At 63.1% G+C, this 16,769-nt stretch carries 14 protein-coding genes and 1 pseudogene; 5 read left to right on the top strand and 10 right to left on the bottom strand.

Going from position 1 to position 16,769, the window contains the following annotated elements:
* Positions 1-88: 88 nt before the first annotated feature.
* On the bottom strand, positions 89-1,834 hold the full coding sequence (locus O4H62_RS18435; protein WP_269390069.1) for a response regulator: 1,746 nt from the start codon (positions 1,832-1,834) through the stop codon (positions 89-91).
* A gap of 305 nt (positions 1,835-2,139) precedes the next feature.
* On the opposite strand from O4H62_RS18435, the gene mutL reads away from it, so the two are divergent.
* Positions 2,140-3,969 (top strand): DNA mismatch repair endonuclease MutL, encoded by a 1,830-nt coding sequence (gene mutL / locus O4H62_RS18430; RefSeq protein ID WP_269390067.1) that lies wholly within the window; start codon positions 2,140-2,142, stop codon positions 3,967-3,969.
* 95 nt (positions 3,970-4,064) lie between these two features.
* Positions 4,065-4,289 (top strand): DUF2093 domain-containing protein, encoded by a 225-nt coding sequence (locus tag O4H62_RS18425; RefSeq protein ID WP_269390297.1) that lies wholly within the window; start codon positions 4,065-4,067, stop codon positions 4,287-4,289.
* A gap of 4 nt (positions 4,290-4,293) precedes the next feature.
* Here O4H62_RS18425 and lpxK read toward each other — a convergent pair whose 3' ends face one another.
* The 6 genes from lpxK to O4H62_RS18395 form a co-directional block, all read right to left on the bottom strand.
* Entirely contained in the window at positions 4,294-5,322 is a 1,029-nt protein-coding gene (lpxK, locus tag O4H62_RS18420) for a tetraacyldisaccharide 4'-kinase (protein WP_269390065.1), read from the bottom strand.
* Positions 5,316-6,659 carry a lipid IV(A) 3-deoxy-D-manno-octulosonic acid transferase gene (waaA, locus tag O4H62_RS18415; RefSeq protein WP_269390064.1) on the bottom strand — a complete coding sequence of 448 codons (1,344 nt, stop codon included), beginning with the start codon at positions 6,657-6,659 and terminating at the stop codon, positions 5,316-5,318. Before waaA ends, lpxK begins: the two co-directional genes overlap by 7 nt.
* The gene (locus O4H62_RS18410; protein ID WP_269390062.1) at positions 6,656-7,423 is read right to left on the bottom strand and encodes a lysophospholipid acyltransferase family protein; all 768 of its coding nucleotides are present in this window, start codon (positions 7,421-7,423) and stop codon (positions 6,656-6,658) included. The genes waaA and O4H62_RS18410 overlap by 4 nt, the downstream gene beginning before the upstream one ends.
* 19 nt (positions 7,424-7,442) lie before the next feature.
* On the bottom strand, positions 7,443-7,691 hold the full coding sequence (locus tag O4H62_RS18405; RefSeq protein ID WP_269390061.1) for a DUF4170 domain-containing protein: 249 nt from the start codon (positions 7,689-7,691) through the stop codon (positions 7,443-7,445).
* Positions 7,692-7,757: 66 nt separating this feature from the next.
* The gene (locus tag O4H62_RS18400) at positions 7,758-8,573 is read right to left on the bottom strand and encodes a 3'(2'),5'-bisphosphate nucleotidase CysQ (protein ID WP_269390060.1); all 816 of its coding nucleotides are present in this window, start codon (positions 8,571-8,573) and stop codon (positions 7,758-7,760) included.
* Entirely contained in the window at positions 8,566-9,909 is a 1,344-nt protein-coding gene (locus O4H62_RS18395) for a TldD/PmbA family protein (RefSeq protein ID WP_269390059.1), read from the bottom strand. Before O4H62_RS18395 ends, O4H62_RS18400 begins: the two co-directional genes overlap by 8 nt.
* A 102-nt stretch (positions 9,910-10,011) precedes the next feature.
* Between O4H62_RS18395 and O4H62_RS18390 the strand changes: the two genes are divergently transcribed.
* From O4H62_RS18390 to O4H62_RS18380, 3 genes are read left to right on the top strand one after another with little or no spacing between them, the layout of a single operon-like run.
* Positions 10,012-11,829 carry a monovalent cation:proton antiporter-2 (CPA2) family protein gene (locus O4H62_RS18390; protein ID WP_269390057.1) on the top strand — a complete coding sequence of 606 codons (1,818 nt, stop codon included), beginning with the start codon at positions 10,012-10,014 and terminating at the stop codon, positions 11,827-11,829.
* Positions 11,830-11,851: 22 nt separating this feature from the next.
* Positions 11,852-12,268 carry a VOC family protein gene (locus O4H62_RS18385; RefSeq protein ID WP_269390056.1) on the top strand — a complete coding sequence of 139 codons (417 nt, stop codon included), beginning with the start codon at positions 11,852-11,854 and terminating at the stop codon, positions 12,266-12,268.
* Complete coding sequence (locus tag O4H62_RS18380) at positions 12,265-13,722, top strand: MATE family efflux transporter (RefSeq protein ID WP_331284472.1); 1,458 nt, start codon at positions 12,265-12,267, stop codon at positions 13,720-13,722. The genes O4H62_RS18385 and O4H62_RS18380 overlap by 4 nt, the downstream gene beginning before the upstream one ends.
* 4 nt (positions 13,723-13,726) lie before the next feature.
* Here the strand turns inward: O4H62_RS18380 and O4H62_RS18375 are convergent, their stop codons facing one another.
* The 3 genes and pseudogenes from O4H62_RS18375 to O4H62_RS18365 form a co-directional block, all read right to left on the bottom strand.
* Positions 13,727-14,605, bottom strand: coding sequence for a patatin-like phospholipase family protein (locus tag O4H62_RS18375; protein ID WP_269390054.1), 879 nt, complete (start codon positions 14,603-14,605; stop codon positions 13,727-13,729).
* A 67-nt stretch (positions 14,606-14,672) separates the two neighbouring features.
* Positions 14,673-15,221, bottom strand: a pseudogene (gene rsmD / locus O4H62_RS18370) (16S rRNA (guanine(966)-N(2))-methyltransferase RsmD); the annotation flags it as partial.
* A complete protein-coding gene (locus O4H62_RS18365) occupies positions 15,202-16,716 on the bottom strand; it encodes a pseudouridine synthase (RefSeq protein WP_430538469.1) in 1,515 nt (504 codons plus the stop codon). The pseudogene rsmD and the gene O4H62_RS18365, both read right to left, overlap by 20 nt.
* Between the last annotated feature and the right edge of the window lie 53 nt (positions 16,717-16,769).

The following is a 16,769-nucleotide window of genomic DNA, read 5'->3' as shown; positions in this document are numbered from 1 at the left end:
TTTCAAACAAAATGCGGGAGATGTCTTAACATTGTCCTATAATGGCACCGACTAGAAAACACTCGCGATTCTTGCGGCCATTGACAGCCTATCCGGCAGCCAGCAGCCGCTCCGAGCCGCCAACCCATTTCTGAATGATCGCCTCGAGCTTTTCCGGACTGACCGGTTTGGACAGGTAGTCGTCCATTCCCGCAGCCAGGCAGCGTTCACGATCCCCGGTCATCGCGTGCGCAGTGACGGCGATGATTGGCACATGCAGGGCGCGGTCCGGATCCATTGCCTCTGAATCGCGGATTGCCTGCGTCGCCTGAAGGCCGTTCATTATCGGCATCGAGACATCCATCAGGATGAGATCCGGCGCCGCCGCACTCCAAGCGGTAACGGCTTCCTTTCCATTGCCGACAATGCGGAAGTCCACACCAATTCCTTCGAGGATCTGTTCGAAAACGATCTGGTTGACGTCATTGTCTTCAGCGACAAGGATCCGGACACGATCACGTGTCGACCCGGCGTTGGTGTTATGGCCTCCGGCAAGTGAACCTGCCGGGGTGGTTGCTGCGGCGCCGGCAGAACGTGTCGCTTCCGGCAATGGTGAGGAGGCGACGACGGAGAGAAGCGGGGCTTGAGAAGCTTCTGCGAAAGTTGACGCAGAGGCTATTTCCGATCGGGCGATCGATTCCTTGGCAATTTGTTCTTCTATCGCCTGCCTGAGCAGGGCATGTTTGCCGGAATCGGCTTGTCCCGACATTAGCCTTGCCAGTTCAGCCGTTACTTCGACCTTGCCGACATCGAGTTTCAACGATTTGGCGGTATCCAGGAGGGCTATCGCTTCGCTTGCACTCCCCGTCGCCACGGCATCATATCCCGCCTCTTTCAGGACCATCACACGTTCAGCCGAACGCTGGCGATCCGCATCGAGAACCAGAATGCGCCCCTTGGGTTCCCCAGGGGCTGGCGTAGCAGCACTGTCCCGGACAACCGCTGCCGCCGGTTCTTTCACCCTGCGGTAGTCAGAGGAGACCTTTTCGCCTTCCGCCAAGGCGCTGACGTCATCGAATGAGATGGTGACGTGGTAATTCCCGGGCGTACCGGAGCGACCTACGCGCGTAACGGCATGCATAACCGTGCCGTCGGATTTGTGTATATTCTCAAGCACCTCGTAGGGAATGCCGGTCTTGAGGACATCGCCTTCGACTTTCTCGAAACGCGCTGCAAGTTCCGGGCCGACCAGATCGGCGGCTTTCTTTCCGACGATCTCCTTGCGATGCAGCGCCGGGATCCGGCAAAAGGCATCGTTGACCATGACATAACGCAACTCGGAATCCTTGACGACCACCGGGGTCGCCAGATTGTCGAGGATAACCTGGACCAGCTCCGCTTTTTTCAAGACCTCGGCCAATTCCTCGTCTTTGCGCTTCCGCTCGGTTACATCCTGGATGGTGGAAATCAGAATACCGTCGGGCATCCGACGCTTGCACAGCCGTACCCAGCGGCCATCGGCGAGTTTCTCGACGCTTTCGTAACGTTCACGCCAATGGATGGCTATCCTTTCGGCAATCCAGTCCTCGCGCGAAATGTAACGCGCCTTGCCATTCAATGAGCCCAGGACCCGGGCGCCGGCATCGAATGTCGCGTTGAAGAGATCCCGCAGCCGGGCGCCGGGCTGCAGCAGATCAGGGGGGATATCGAAGAAATCCAGGAACTGGGAACTGGCGGCGATCAGCGTGTCGTTTCGATCGTAGATCATGATGCCGATATCAAGCGCGGAAGCCAGGGCCTCGATCGTTCGGGCATCCTCGCAATATCGTCGTGCTTCGGTTTCGTTCAACGCCATTCTACTTCGATCCGATACCCGACCTGATGAGCGGGATCATGCTGAAGGCCGCACGATGCGCCCCTTCCGACCATCATTGAGCAGCCCTGCGACCGCGCGGCGGAATTGCTGCCAAAAACTTGAAATGACTATCGCAATGGAGAGTTAAGCCCCGCTTAACCAAGACCGCGAATTGCTGCAAATAGCACATGATCATGTCTGCAGATGCGAACGCTGAGGATTCAGGGTTGTGCTGGATCGACTTTTTCCTGCTTCAATTGCCTGACACACATTGCGCTGAAGCCCGAATCCCTGAACATGACACCATGCGCGTCCACCAACTGCCAGAGACCCTGATCAACCAGATCGCCGCCGGTGAGGTCATCGAGCGTCCGGCAAGCGTTGTGAAGGAACTTGTCGAAAACGCCATCGATGCAGGCGCACGCCGGATCGAGATCGCTACTGCCGCCGGCGGCAAGGCGCTCATCCGGGTCATCGATGACGGCCTGGGGATGGACGCCGAGGATCTGAAGCTTGCCATCCGTCGCCATTGCACCTCGAAGATCGACCAGCGGCTCGATGACATATGCACCCTCGGATTTCGCGGCGAGGCCCTGCCCTCGATCGGTTCGGTGGCGCGCCTGACCATCAGGTCCCGCCCGAAAGATACGCCACACGCCAATGAAGTGTCGCTGGCGGGCGGCATTCCGGCGGAGCTGAGACCGGCGGCGGCCAATCACGGAACCACGGTTGAAGTCCGCGATCTGTTTTTCGCAACACCGGCCCGGCTCAAGTTCCTCAAGTCGGACCGCGCCGAGACCGCCGCGATCACCGAAACCGTCCGGCGCATCGCGATCGCCTTTCCGTCTGTCCGCTTCACGCTCTCGGGGCCGGACCGGTCGACCCTCGATCTTCCGGCAACGGGCGAAGACAGGCTGGCGCGCATTGCCCAGGTCCTGGGCGAGGAATTTGCCGCCAACACGATCGAACTCGACGCCTTCAGGGAGGATGTCGCCCTTGCCGGCCACATCGGGTTGCCGACCTGGAACAAGGCCAATTCGCTGTCGCAATATGCCTTCGTCAATGGCCGTCCGGTGCAGGACAAGCAGATCCTGTCGGCAGTCCGGGCCGCCTATTCAGACACCCTGCCGCGCGGCCGGTATCCGGTGGCCGTGCTCTGGATCACGCTTGATCCGGCCCTGGTTGATGTCAACGTGCACCCGGCCAAGTCCGATGTCAGGTTCCGGGATCCGGGGCTGGTGCGCGGGCTTATCGTCGGAGCCATCCGCCAGGCGCTGATTTCCGGTGGAGACCGCGCCTCGCCCTCTGCCAGCGCCGGGCTGGCCCAGGCATTCCGATCACCGGAATTCTCCACGATGGCTGCGCAACCCCGTGCTCCCCACTTTCAACCCTCCGGCGGGCTTCATGCAGGGAACTGGCAAGCCGGAAGTTCTCCCTCGCGTCCACTGGATGGATTCGGACCGGGCTTCTCGGAATCCTCGCAGCCGGAGATCAGCGGTGCCGCCACGCCCTCGGCGCGCATGGAGCACGCCGAAGCCGACCCGTCTGTCATCGAGCATCCGCTCGGCGCCGCGCGGACGCAGATCCACGAGAATTATATCGTGGCGCAGACCCGCGACGGGCTGGTGATCGTCGACCAGCATGCCGCGCACGAGCGGCTGGTCTTCGAACGGTTCAAGACGGCGCTCAGATCAGGCAAGGTCGCTTCGCAGATCCTGCTGCTGCCGGAAATCGTCGACCTGCCGGAGGACGATTGCGACCGCCTGGCGGAACGAGCCGAGGATCTTGCCGGGCTCGGGCTGGTGCTCGAGCGCTTCGGCCCCGGCGCGATCGCGGTGCGGGAAACGCCGGCCATGCTCGGCGACACCGATGTTGCGGGACTGGTACGTGATCTGGCCGACGAAATCGCCGAATGGGACAGTTCCAGTGCCTTGCGCGACCGACTCGAGGCGGTGGCCTCGACGATGGCGTGCCATGGATCCGTCAGATCGGGACGCCGGCTTGTGCCGGAAGAGATGAACGCGTTGCTGCGCGAAATGGAACGGACACCGGGTTCGGGGCAATGCAATCATGGCCGTCCGACCTATATCGAACTGAAGCTCGGCGACATCGAGAAACTGTTCTCCCGCCGCTGAGCGGACGCTCCGGCCGGCGCCGTGAGCGTCAAATCTTGCAATTTGGCCGCCAAGACGGCATAGAGCAGCCAACACCGAAACCGGAGCAGTTCCCGATGAACCGTTTTGAAGGCCCCGGCGAGCGACCGGCCAAGATACGCTACCTGGACGGCGATTTTCAGATACTGATGCCGGGCAATCACGTGGTGTGCGCGGTCACCGGCGAAATCATCCCGATCGAAGAGCTGAAATACTGGAGCGTGGCGCGGCAGGAACCTTATGTCGACGTCCATGCCTCGGTTGCTGCCGAAAAACGCGCCGGTCAATTGCCGGTGAGATAACCGGTCAACGCCCGGCGCGGCGTCTGCCGAAAGCGGTCAGGGCGGCCTGGATGATCGCATCTGGCACATCGGGACTGTCGAACCTCAGATCGATCTCCAGAACGGAGGTCTTTTCCAGAAGCTCCTGCGCCCGGCCGTGTCCCGATTGCAGGCGGACGTAATCCTTGCCGGTGGTGATCAGATCGAGACCATACAGCTCGGCTTCCGCCAGCAGATCATTGATCTCGTCTTCCGTGAAAGGATGATGGTCGGGAAAGCTCTGGCAGCGCGCCAACCGGACATGCGCATCCTCGAGTGTCTTGAAGAATTTCTCCGGGTCGCCGATGGCCGCGAACGCCAGGCAATTCCGGCCAAGGAACTGGGCCGCGTTGCGTGGCTGGAACCGGGCCAGATGGATCGGTTTTGCGGCGCGGGCAGCCAAGCGGATCATCGGATTGGCGCCATCCCCCTCGCCCACCACGATCAGCGCGTCGGCGTGGCGCACCTGATCGATCACCGGGGCACGAACCGGGCCGGCGGGAAAGACGCAGCCATTGCCGACGCCGCGGCGGGCATCGACCACCAGAAGCGCCTGATCGAACACCAGCCGGGCGCTCTGGAAGCCATCGTCCATGATGATGAGATCGACCCCCTCGCGGACCAGCAATTCGGCGCCTTCGATCCGGTTTGGGGAGACCACGGTCAGAGCCCTGGCAGCAAGCAGCATCGGCTCGTCACCGACGAGGCGGGCGGTGTCCTTGGACAGGTCCACGACCTTGGCGTGGTGCACGCCGCCGCCATAGCCTCTCGAGAGAAATCCGGGCTTCAGTCCGCGGATGATCGCCGCCTCCGCCAGCGCCAGGGCGGTGGGCGTCTTGCCAGAGCCGCCGACAGTGAAATTACCGACGCAGATGACCGGAACGGAGACAGCCTTGCGGACACGGCGGTCCAAGATGCGGCGCGCAACGCGTCCGTAGACCCAGCCAAACGGGGACAGGAGCGCGGACTGGATGCCGGGACCTTGCCACCAGAACGGTGGGGCTTCGCTCACCATTGCCCCCCTCCGCGGCTCTCCGTGTTCTCGTTTTCGCGGGGCAGCAGCCGGGCCTTGACCGTCAGGGGGTTGATGTAGGGCTCAAGCGCGCGAATGGTGGCCTTCAATGCGCCGCGCATGTCCTGCAACGTCTTGTCGCCCCCTTCCGCCATGGTTTGGCGTGCTTGCGGGTTGGACAGCAGGAAATGAACGGCCTTTGCCAGCATCTCGCCGTCACGAACATAGCGCGCGCCGCCATTCTTGAGCAGCCGCGCGTAGCTTTCCCGGAAATTCTCGACATTGCTGCCGGACAGAACCGCGCAGCCGAGCATGGCAGGTTCGAGCGGGTTCTGTCCGCCACCGCCCTTGAGCGACTTTCCGACAAAGGCGATGTCGGTGAGGTTGAGGTAGAGTCCCATCTCGCCGATCGTATCGCCGAGATAGACATCCGTCGACGGGTCGATCAGGTCACCGCGCGAGCGGCGCGCAACCTTCAGCCCCCTTGCGGCCAGCATGGCTTCGATCGCATCCGCCCGATCCGGGTGGCGGGGCACCAGAATGGTCAATTGCTTGTGACGCGGGGACAGGGCCTTGTGCACCGCGGCCGCGATCTCGTCCTCGCCCTCGAATGTCGAAATTGCCGCCCATGTCGGCCGACTGCGGATCTGGTCCCTGAGCCTGGCGAGTTCTTCGGCATCCCAGGGTGGCGCAGTCGTGTCGACCTTGAGATTTCCCGAGACCGAAACCGGACGCGCGCCGAGCGCCACGAAGCGCTCCGCATCGAGGTCCGACTGGGCGACAACGTGCGAGAGATTCTCGAACAACGCATCGGCAAGGCTCGGGCGTTTGCTCCAGCGTGCAAACGAGCGGTCCGACAGGCGGCCATTGACCAGCACCTGGGGCGTGCGCCGCGCGCCCAGTTCGAGGATGGTCATCGGCCAGATTTCGGACTCGGCAATGATCGCCAGATCGGGCTTCCAGTGATCGAGAAACCGGGATACCGCAGGCTTGAGATCCAGGGGAACGTACTGATGAATGACGTTGTTGCCGAGACGTTCGCGCGCGACGCCAGCCGAAGTCACCGTCCCGGTGGTCAGCACTACGGCGATTCCGCGGCGGCGCACTTCGTTGATCAAGGGAACCACGGCGGTGGTTTCGCCGACACTGGCGGCATGGAACCAGACCAGAGGACCGTCGGGACGGTCTATCTTGGAGCGGCCATAGCGCTCGTTGCGGCGGGAACGCTCTTCCTTGCCCTTGGCCGCGCGAATGGCGAGGTAAGGTCCAAGCAGCGGATAGATTGCCGCTCCGAACCAGCGGTAGCCGACCAACGCCGCTCGTGCCCAGCCACGGCTCATTTGCTCTCCTCGACGGCGCGCATCGCCTCTTCGGTAACGCGATTGAGTTCCGCGGTCACCTTGGCGCGCGCCTGCGCAATCTCTTCCTTGCTTGCCTTGGGCGGAACATGGATGGGTGGGGCCACCTTCATGCTGCGAACACCGAAGGGAAGCGCGATGGTCGTCTTGTCCCAGGTCTTTTCAAGCACGTGGCGGCGGCTGGTTGCCAGCGCCACGGGCACGATCGGACAGCGGGAGATGCGTGCCAGGGTGACGATCCCCTCGCCCGCCAGGCGCGGCTCGCCTTTTGAAATATCGGCAATCATGACGACGCTGACGCCACGCTGGAGAGCGTCACGCATGGCGAACAGAGCCCTGATTCCGCCCTTGCCCGCAACGACGCGGCGTTCCCGTCCTCCCGATCCGCGGATCACCTCGATCCCGGCGCGTTCAAGAACCCGCGCATTGATCTCGGCATCGGTGCTGCGCGATACGAGCGAGGTGAATTTGCGGTCTGCAGGCGCGGCATAGGGAACGAGCAGGTGCTGGCCATGCCACAGCGCAACGATAATCGGCCCTTCCCCCTTCAACAGCTCTGCCCAGTCCGTCGAGGTTCCATTGTCGCGGTTGGTGCGCCAGATCCAGCTCAATGCCCAGCCGATCAGGGCCGAACCGGTTCTCTGCACGAATTCGGACTGCAACAGCCTCTTGCCCAGACGCCGCCTGTTCCTCTTCTCGCCAAGCTGTTTGAACTCTGGCGCCGTGTCAGCGTCCGGTTTTATCATCTCGTCTTTCGCCCGGGCCTTAAGACGCGGTCTTGCTTTCGCTGTTCGGATCAAGCATCCGGTGCATGTGAACGATGAAATACCGCATATGGGCATTGTCCACCGTCATCTGCGCCTTCGATTTCCATGCCTCGAGGGCCGAGGCGTAATTTGGAAATATGCCGACAATATCCAGTGCATCTAGGTCCCTGAAGTTCATCGACTCCAGGCTCTCAAGCTCGCCGCCGAATACAAGGTGCAAAAGCTGTTTGTTGTTGCCATCAGCCATGGGACCACTCCAAGAATAAACGGTGTCATTGATCAGAGCGCGGTTTGCGGCAATTCGATTAAAAGGTCAATGCCCGTCGGATGAGTGCAACAATGCCAGCAATCCCGGCACCTGCCCGCGCGACGCCGCCAGCAGAAGGCCACGCGAAGGATCGGGCTCATTGTAAAGCATGCGCGCGCCGGTCCGGTCGACCAGGACGTGACCGGTCTCGGCCAGCAGGGTATCGGCTGCGGCCAGATCCCACTCGCTGGCTTGGGGACGGACGAACACACCGTCGAGTTCGCCCCGCGCCACGGCCGCGACCCGCAACGCCAAAGAGGGGCCGCCTGCGACCTTCTTCAGGCCGGCATCCGCACCGGGATGCATCTGACTGGCAACCATATCGGGAATCGCGACCCGCAACGGCGCCTCCGGTCGCTCAGGTTCGCCGGCGGCGAGACGGACATCGTTGAGAAAGGCCCCACCGCCCGCACATGCGCGCCAGATTTCGCCACGTGCCGGGGCGGCGAGCACCCCGGCAACCGGCCTGCCGTCCTCGACAAGGCCTACACTCACGCACCAGTCCGGCCGCCCGGCGACGTAGGCCCGGGTCCCGTCGATCGGATCGACGATGAACACCCGCCTGTGGGCGAGCCGGTGTTCGGTATCTTCCGCCTCCTCCGAGAGCCAGCCATAGTCGGGCCGGGCTTCCAGCAGCAGTTTCTTCAGCAGGTCATCGATGGCTATATCCGCCTCGCTGACCGGGGAACGGCCGCCGTTCTTGAACCAGACTTCCGGATCTTGACGGAAATGGGACATGGCTATGTCTGACGCCAGGCGCGACGCCTCAAGCATCAGCGCCAGATCCTCGACATACGGTCTGGAGCCGGGCGCTTCAGTCACCGGCAAGGGTCATGCCTTCAACGGCGATGGTCGGCGCGGCGACCGAGTATTTGGCGTCGATGTCGTTGGCCAGCGTCATGCGCTTGAACATGTCCTTGAGATTGGATGCGATGGTGACTTCGGACACCGCAAAGCTCAGCTTGCCGTTCTCGATCCAGAAGCCGGATGCTCCGCGGCTGTATTCGCCGGTTACCGCATTGACACCCTGGCCGATCAATTCGGTGACATAGAACCCGGTGCCGACCGAGGCGATCAGATCCTGCGGGCCTTGCGAACCGGGATTGACGATGACGTTGGTCGAAGACGGAGACACGCCGCCACCGCGGCTTGCGCGGCCGTTGCTCTTGAGCCCCAGTTCCCGCGCCACAGACGTTGTCAGGTACCATTGCTGGAGTACGCCGTCCTCGACCATGGTCAAGGGACCGACAGAAACGCCTTCGCCGTCGAAAGGACGAGAGGCCGAACCGCGGCGAACAAACGGGTTGTCGACCAGCGTGAGGCCGTCAATCGCCACCTTCTTGCCCATCATGTCCTTGAGAAAGGAGGTCTTGCGGGCGACGGAGGCGCCGTTGATGGCGGACACCAGATGGCCGATCAGGCCGCGCGCAGCCCGGGGATCGAAGACCACGGTGACGTTCGAACCGGTCTTGACCTTGCGCGGATTGACGCGCGCTGCGGCGCGTTCGCCGGCACGGCGTCCGATGTCCCCGGCCTCATCAAGATCGGCAAAGAAAACGCGGCTGTCGAAATCGTAATCCCGCTCCATCCTGACGCCCTCGCCGGCAATAACGCTGACGGAGCGCGAGAAGCCGGAGCGCTCGAAGGCGCCCGAAAAACCATGCGAGGTGGCCAGCACCATGCCGAAAAGGCCGGCTCCCGCACCCGCACCGACAGAACTTGAAACACCCGGCACCGACAACGCAGCCGCCTCGGCCGCGGTGGCGGCTTCGATGAGGCTCTCGGCGGACGGCTCGGTCGGATCGTAGAGATCAAGGTCGGGCCAGGTCTTGGCGAGCATCTCCGCATCGGCGAGGCAGGCGTGCGGATCTTCGGGAGACACGCGCGCCATGGCCACGGCGCGTTCGGCCAGAGCTGCCTCATCGGCTCCCTGCCCGGCGTGAACGGTCGCGACTTTCTGGCCGACGAACACCCGGAGGCTGAAATCATCTGATTCGGAGGATTGGGTGTTTTCGACCTGGCCATTGCGCACCGAAGCCGACCGGGAGCGGCTGCGAACCACCAGCGCATCGGCCTGATCGGCACCCGCGGACCGAGCCCGCCCGATAAGACGTTCGGCAGTCGCCAGCAAGCCTTCGGATTGTTGTGTATCACTCATGTTTTTTGGCCTTTCGCTTGGCTCTCATGTATTGTCCCGGCGGTCAAGCATCAAGCCCAACATGGTCAGAGCCGGCCTTTATACGACAAAGGAGCGCAATGAATGGCTGCAGTCGAAGCCACCCTGTATACCGAAAGCCTCGTCCTCTTGTGCGGAGCGGTTGTCGCCGCCCCGCTGTTCAAGAAAATCGGGCTCGGAACGGTTCTTGGCTACCTTGCCGCCGGCATTGTCATCGGCCCGCTGCTCAGGGTCATTACCGACGGCGAGGAGATCCTGCATTTCGCGGAACTTGGCGTGGTGTTGCTCCTGTTCATCATCGGGCTGGAGCTCAAGCCATCGCGGCTATGGCAATTGCGGCGCGACATTTTCGGGCTCGGGCTGGGGCAGGTCGTGGTCTCGGCGCTGGCAATCCTCGGCGTGGCGGTGGCGCTTGGCGGGCAACCCTGGACGGCGGCCATCGTGATCGGTTTCGGACTGGCGCTCTCATCCACCGCGTTCGGCGTCCAGATCCTGAATGAACGTGGCGATCTCAACACGCGATACGGCCAGCAATCCTTCTCGATCCTGCTGTTTCAGGACATCGCAATCGTGCCGATCCTGGCGCTCGTGCCGCTTGTCGCACCGGGATCCGACAATGGCGGCGGCTCGATGCTCACGGATGTCGCCATCACGATCGGGGCGATCGTGGCCCTGCTGGTCGCCGGCCGGTATTTGCTCAATCCGCTGTTTCAGCTGATTGCCGGGACCGGCGCCAAGGAAGCGATGATCGCCGCCGCACTGTTTGTCGTACTTGCGTCGGGGACGCTGATGCAGATTGCCGGCCTTTCCATGGCGCTCGGCGCGTTCATCGCCGGCGTCATGCTGGCTGAATCCTCCTACCGGCATGAGCTTGAGGCCGATATCGAGCCTTTCCGCGGCATCCTGCTCGGGCTGTTCTTCATGGCGGTCGGCCTGTCGCTCGATCTCAGTGTCATCGCCGACAACATCGTCGTCATCCTCATCTCCGTGCCGGTGCTCATGATCATCAAGGCCCTGGTGATCTACGGCGCATGCCGGGCCTTTGGCTCCACCCACAACAACAGCGTCCAGATCGCGGGACTGCTGCCGCAAGGCGGGGAGTTCGGCTTCGTCATCTTCAGCGCCGCGGCGGCGGCGGGCGTATTCGCCCAGTCGACGGCCTCGCTGCTGGTCGCCATCGTCACCATTTCCATGGCGCTGACGCCGCTTGCCGCGCTTCTGGCCAACCGGCTGATGCGGGAGGCCGCCGACGAGCAGATGGACGAGGATTTCGCCGGCGCCGGTTCAGATGTGCTGATGATCGGGTTCTCGCGCTTTGGCCAGATCGCCTCGCAGATCCTGCTTGCCGGCGGCTCCGACGTAACCATCATCGATCAATCGGCCGACAGGATCAGATCGGCCTCGAAGTTCGGCTTCAAGATCTATTTCGGCGACGGCACCCGCAAGGAGGTGCTGGTGGCAGCCGGCATCGAGCGGGCGAAGATCGTTGCCGTTTGCACCCACAAGCAGGAAATCACCGACAGGATCGTCGACATGATCCAGGCCGATTTCCCGACAGCGCGGATCTTTGCCCGCGCCTATGACCGAACCCATACCTTGTCGCTGCGCGCGCGGGGCGTGGATTACGAGGCGCGGGAGACGTTCGAATCCGGCATGCTTTTCGGCCGCAAGACACTCGAAGCGCTCGGAACCTCGGAAGACCGGGCTGCCGCCATCAGCGAGGATGTGCGCCACCGCGACGAGGAGCGGCTGGCAATCCAGGCCGTGGAAGGTTTGCTTGCCGGCAGGGAAAAGCTGCACACGCGACCGGTCACGCCCGAACCGCTGATCAAGCCGAAACGCGAATCCGAGCGGCTGGACAAACCGCTCAAAGACGATATCACTTTATCGGACCCGGCGTGACGGGTTGAACGAAAGAAGCATCATGACGCCATTCCATCTCGCCTTCCCGATCAGAGATATCGAAGAGACGCGCCGCTTTTACGGCGACGTGCTCGGCTGCCCGATGGGGCGCTTCACCGACAGCTGGATCGATTTCGACCTGTTCGGTCACCAGATGTCGGGCCACGTCCGGGCGGATGCCGGCACCGGCGCCGCATCGGGCACGGTTGACGGCCACTCGGTTCCCATCCCGCATTTCGGCGCAGTGCTCGAGATGAAGGACTGGAAAGATCTCGCGGCCAAGCTCGAGGCCGCGGACGGCATCGACTGGATCATGAAGCCAACCATAAGGTTCGCAGGTCAGCCGGGAGAGCAGGCGACGCTGTTCCTGCGCGACCCATCCGGAAACGCGCTCGAATTCAAGGGCTTTGCCGACCTGGGACAGGTGTTCGCCTCGTGACGGCCGAAAAGCCGGTGCCAGCCGGGGGACAGCCCCCCCGGCGCGGCGAGCAGGCGAAATTCGTCACCGGTTCGACCATGCGGCATGTCGTGGTGATGACGGCCACCGGTTCGATCGGGCTTGTGGCGGTGTTCATCGTCGACGCGCTCAACCTGTTCTACATCTCGCTGCTGGGTCAGCAGGAGCTTGCGGCTGCGATCGGTTACGCGGGAACGCTGCTGTTCTTCAGCACCTCCATCGCTATCGGCCTGTCGATCGCGGCGACCGCCCTGACTGCACGCGCGCTTGGACGCGGCAACCGGGCCGAGGCGCGCGAGATCGCCGGCGCCTCGATCGTCTACATGATCATCCTGATGACCAGCACCGTGGCGCTCACCTATCCCTTCCTTGGCGATCTGGTTCTGATGATGGGTGCGAAAGGCGAGACTGCGAAGCTCGCAACGGAATTCATGCAGATCGTGCTGCCGTCGCTGCCGGTTCTGGGGATCGGGATGTGCCTGTCGGCCCTGCTGCGCGCCGTTGGCGATGCAAAACGGGCGATGTACGTGACGCTCGGCGCAGGCGCGTTGACCGCGGTGCTCGATCCGGTGTTCATTTTCGGCCTCGACCTCGGCATCCATGGTGCTGCCATCGCCACCGTGATCTCGCGCTTTGCACTGGTAGGCATAGGTCTCTATTCGCTGCTGAGGATCCATAATCTTGTCGCCATGCCTTCGGCTACAATCATCAGGCGCGAAATCCGGCCGTTCCTGGCAATCGGACTGCCGGCGTTGATGACCCAGATCGCCACTCCGGTGGGCAACACCTTCGTAACCACCACCATGGCAGAGCACGGTGATGCCGCGGTCGCCGGTTGGGCGGTGGTTGGACGCTTGATCCCCGTGGCCTTTGGAGCGTTGTTCGCCCTCTCCGGCGCCGTGGGCCCGATCCTCGGCCAGAACTATGGCGCCAAGCGCTATGACCGGCTGATCTCGACGATGCGCGACAGCCTGGTGTTCATCAGCATCTATACGCTTGTCACATGGGCGGTTCTGGCGCTGTTTCGCAACCAGATCGCCGATATCTTCGGCGCAAGCGGAGAGGCCCGGGAGGTGATCGTATTCTTCTGCCTGTTCGTGGCGGGCAGCTTCCTGTTCAACGGCATGCTGTTCGTGGCCAATGCGGCTTTCAACAATCTGGGCTATGCGCTCTACTCGACGGTGTTCAACTGGAGCCGTTCCACCCTCGGGGTGATCCCATTCGTCTGGCTCGGATCGCTCTGGTACGGTGCGCAAGGCGCACTGGCCGGATACGGCCTCGGCGCCGTGGTGTTCGGCCTCGCCTCGATCATCGTCTGCTTCCGGGTGATTGCGAAAATCGAAGACAGGGACGGCGGCGGACCCGACGAACCGGTGGTGCATACGCCACCGGCAGGGCAGTCGGCGTTTACCAGCGGCAAGGCTTCGACGCTGTAGGACGTTATTTGAAGAATGCGAAGGCGGCGTCGAGATCGCGCTTGAGCTGCTCTGCGACGCCTTGCGATTCAGCAAGGATTTCCCGGGCCTTGAGGAAATCGAGAACGCGGAACTGGTGGACTTCCGGCCTGAGCAGAATCTGCGGCGGGTGCGCCCGGCGCTTCATTTCGATGATGGACTGCATCATCAGCTGGCTTGCGCCGAACATCATGTCGATGGTTGTCGGGACCTGCCCGGGGACTCCGGATGGCAGGCCGACCACATCCACGCCGATGACAATGTCTGCGAGCCCGGCCAGCTGGTCGAACGGCACCGGATTGAAAATACCGCCGTCGATCATGATCGTCCCGTCAAGCATCACCGGCCGGAACACCGCCGGTATGGCGGCGGACGCGGCAATCGCCGGGCGCAGTTCACCCTTGGTGCACACCACTTCGCAATGCCCGTAGTAGTCGGTGACCATGATCCTTGCGGGGATGATCAGGTCTTCGAAGGTCCGCGCCACCGTATCGGGCAGGAACGCCTCAAGGATCCGCTCGACGTTGAATTGCCCGAGACGCATTCCGCCTTCCATGGCGTCCTTGACGCCGCGGGGACGGGCCGCCTGCCACATGCGGCTGAAGGCCTTTGTCGGCTTTCCGATGGTCTCCAGGGTGTGGGCGCGGATTTCCTCGCCGGACAACCCCGAGGCCATGGCCGCACCCATGATCGCGCCGATCGAGGATCCCGCAATCGCCACCGGCCTGACCCCCATCGCATCGAGTGTTTCGATGATATGGATGTGGGCTATTCCGCGCGCGCCGCCGCCGCCAAAGGCGATGGCAACCGTTGGCTCGGAAAAACGGGCTGGCAGGTCAGGGTCAGCTGTCTTGGTCTTGCTCATTGTCGAAACTGCTTTCCAAAGGCCGGTGCGGTGGCGCTCGATCATCAGACAGGGTCGCGGCGACATCATAGCGGAAGAACCGCATCACCGTGTCACCGAATGCGCGGCTGTCGAGAAGCTGAAATCCTTGTCCCGGATCCGGTTCCGCGGCGGCCTCTTCCTCGAGCACGACAACGGCGCCATCGCCGATCCAGCCGCCGCGCGCCGCCGATTGCAGCGCCCGCTCGCCAAGACCCCTGCCATAGGGCGGGTCGGCAAAAACGAGATCAAAGGGGCCCATCGTGCCGGCCGCGCCGAGCTTGCAGGCATCGCGGCGAAAGATCCGCGCCCGGCCCTGCAGTCCGAGGGTCTCGATGTTCTTCTGGATCAGCCCACGTCCCTCGACGCCGCTCTCGACAAACAGCGCGCTCCGGCATCCCCGTGACAACGCCTCTATCCCCACGGCCCCGGTGCCGGCAAACAGGTCCAGCACGCGGGTCCCGGCAAGGGCTTCGGGATAGGCGTGGCTCAGGATGTTGAACAGGCTTTCGCGGCTCCGGTCGGTCGTCGGCCGGATGGTTATCGTTTTCGGTGCGGCAAGTGCTCTGCCGCGGAATTCACCGCCGACGATCCGCACCGGGTCCACGTCCCTTGCCGGAGGCGGGCTTGCCCGAGCGGCTGTCTGCAGATGGACGTCCGCCCGATGAAGGCTTGCCCTTGGTCTTCGACGGACCATCGAAGGCCCTGGTTCCGGATGATTTGCCGGTTGGCTTCATGCCCGGCTTGCCGCCGGGCTTCTTGAACTCGCGCGCCGGAGCGGCCTCGTCAGCCTCTCTTGGCGGGCGCGGCTTGGCGCGCCCCTTGGGAAAGCTGCCGCGGCGTTTGTCTGCACGTTCATCGGCGCGGCCCTGCTTGCGCGCGGATTGTTCCGGACCGCTCTCGGCGTCGGCCTTGTTCTTTTCGTTGACCGGGCGCGCGCCCGGCGCCATCCAGACATTGGAGGCGCGGCTGCGCTGCACAAAGCTGCGCTTGGCGGGCTTGCCACCGGGCTCCTCGTTGCGGCCTGCCGCGGGCCGTTCTCCCTTTGGCGCGCCAAACGGCTTGCGGTCTGCGCGCTCCCGGTCAGGAGCCCGATCCCGATCCTTGCCAAACGGCTTGCCGTCGCGGGCCGGACGCCCCGGCTTGGTGTCCAGGCGGGCGCGGGCGCGCTCGGTTTTCTCCGAACTCGAGATCCATTCGCGCTGCGCCGGTTTGGCGGCGGGCTTGGGCTTGGCTTCGGCCTTGGGCGGGGCCATATGCTCGCTCAGCGGCGCATCGAAATTGGCGCCGGATTCCTCGATCATGCGCTCACCAAGCTGCTCGCGCAGCGTCCGGCTCTTGATCTCGACAACCTCGCCTTCGCGGATATCGCCCAGCTGGAAAGGTCCGAACGAGATGCGGATCAGACGGTTCACGTCGAGGCCGAGCGCACCGAGCACATTCTTGATCTCGCGGTTCTTGCCTTCGCGCAACCCCATGGTGATCCAGACGTTGTGACCCTGCTTGCGGTCAAGCGTGGCTTCAATGGCGCCGTAGAGCACGCCCTCGACTGCGATACCGTCCTTCAGCTCATCGAGCCTTGCCTGATCGATGTCGCCATAGGCGCGAACCCGGTAGCGCCGCAGCCAGCCGGTCTGCGGCAGTTCAAGCGTCCGGGCGAGACCTCCATCATTGGTCAGGAGCAGGAGGCCCTCGGTGTTGATATCGAGACGACCAACGGTCATGACGCGCGGCAGATGCTTGGGCAGCCTGTCAAACACCGTCTCGCGGCCCTCGGGATCCTTGTTGGTCGTCACCAGCCCGGCAGGCTTGTGATAGACCCACAGCCGGGTGCGCTCGATGCCGGCGATCTCCTCGTCATCAACTTCAATGCGGTCGGACAGCGAAACCACGACTGCCGGAGAATCGAGCGTCTTGCCGTTGACCTTGACCCGCCCCTCGGCAACCATGCGCTCGGCATCGCGGCGCGATGCGACGCCGGCACGCGCCAGGATCTTGGCAATGCGGCCGCTTTCGGTGGCGCTGTCTGCCGCTTCCGGTATTGTCTTGTCCGACTTCGGCTTGCCGCGTTTGGGCTTGTCTTGTTCTGTCATTTGTTGTTTGCCTGCCTCTGCAGCGCGTTCCGCGTTCCTTCCGGGATCGCACG

It is taken from the genome of Parahoeflea alexandrii (assembly GCF_027214025.1).
Lineage (GTDB): Bacteria > Pseudomonadota > Alphaproteobacteria > Rhizobiales > Rhizobiaceae > Hoeflea > Hoeflea alexandrii_A.
The sequence above is the reverse complement of the archived record's forward strand: the minus strand, read 5'-3'. Positions and strand labels throughout refer to the sequence as shown.

Bases quoted from the DNA above. Each gene is read 5' to 3' on its own strand.
- O4H62_RS18435 (WP_269390069.1), bottom strand. From the start codon at position 1,834: ATGGCGTTGAACGAAACCGAAGCACGACGATATTGCGAGGATGCCCGA.
- mutL (WP_269390067.1), top strand. From the start codon at position 2,140: ATGCGCGTCCACCAACTGCCAGAGACCCTGATCAACCAGATCGCCGCC.
- O4H62_RS18425 (WP_269390297.1), top strand. From the start codon at position 4,065: ATGAACCGTTTTGAAGGCCCCGGCGAGCGACCGGCCAAGATACGCTAC.
- lpxK (WP_269390065.1), bottom strand. From the start codon at position 5,322: ATGGTGAGCGAAGCCCCACCGTTCTGGTGGCAAGGTCCCGGCATCCAG.
- waaA (WP_269390064.1), bottom strand. From the start codon at position 6,659: ATGAGCCGTGGCTGGGCACGAGCGGCGTTGGTCGGCTACCGCTGGTTC.
- O4H62_RS18410 (WP_269390062.1), bottom strand. From the start codon at position 7,423: ATGATAAAACCGGACGCTGACACGGCGCCAGAGTTCAAACAGCTTGGC.
- O4H62_RS18405 (WP_269390061.1), bottom strand. From the start codon at position 7,691: ATGGCTGATGGCAACAACAAACAGCTTTTGCACCTTGTATTCGGCGGC.
- O4H62_RS18395 (WP_269390059.1), bottom strand. From the start codon at position 9,909: ATGAGTGATACACAACAATCCGAAGGCTTGCTGGCGACTGCCGAACGT.
- O4H62_RS18390 (WP_269390057.1), top strand. From the start codon at position 10,012: ATGGCTGCAGTCGAAGCCACCCTGTATACCGAAAGCCTCGTCCTCTTG.
- O4H62_RS18385 (WP_269390056.1), top strand. From the start codon at position 11,852: ATGACGCCATTCCATCTCGCCTTCCCGATCAGAGATATCGAAGAGACG.
- O4H62_RS18375 (WP_269390054.1), bottom strand. From the start codon at position 14,605: ATGAGCAAGACCAAGACAGCTGACCCTGACCTGCCAGCCCGTTTTTCC.
- O4H62_RS18365 (WP_430538469.1), bottom strand. From the start codon at position 16,716: ATGACAGAACAAGACAAGCCCAAACGCGGCAAGCCGAAGTCGGACAAG.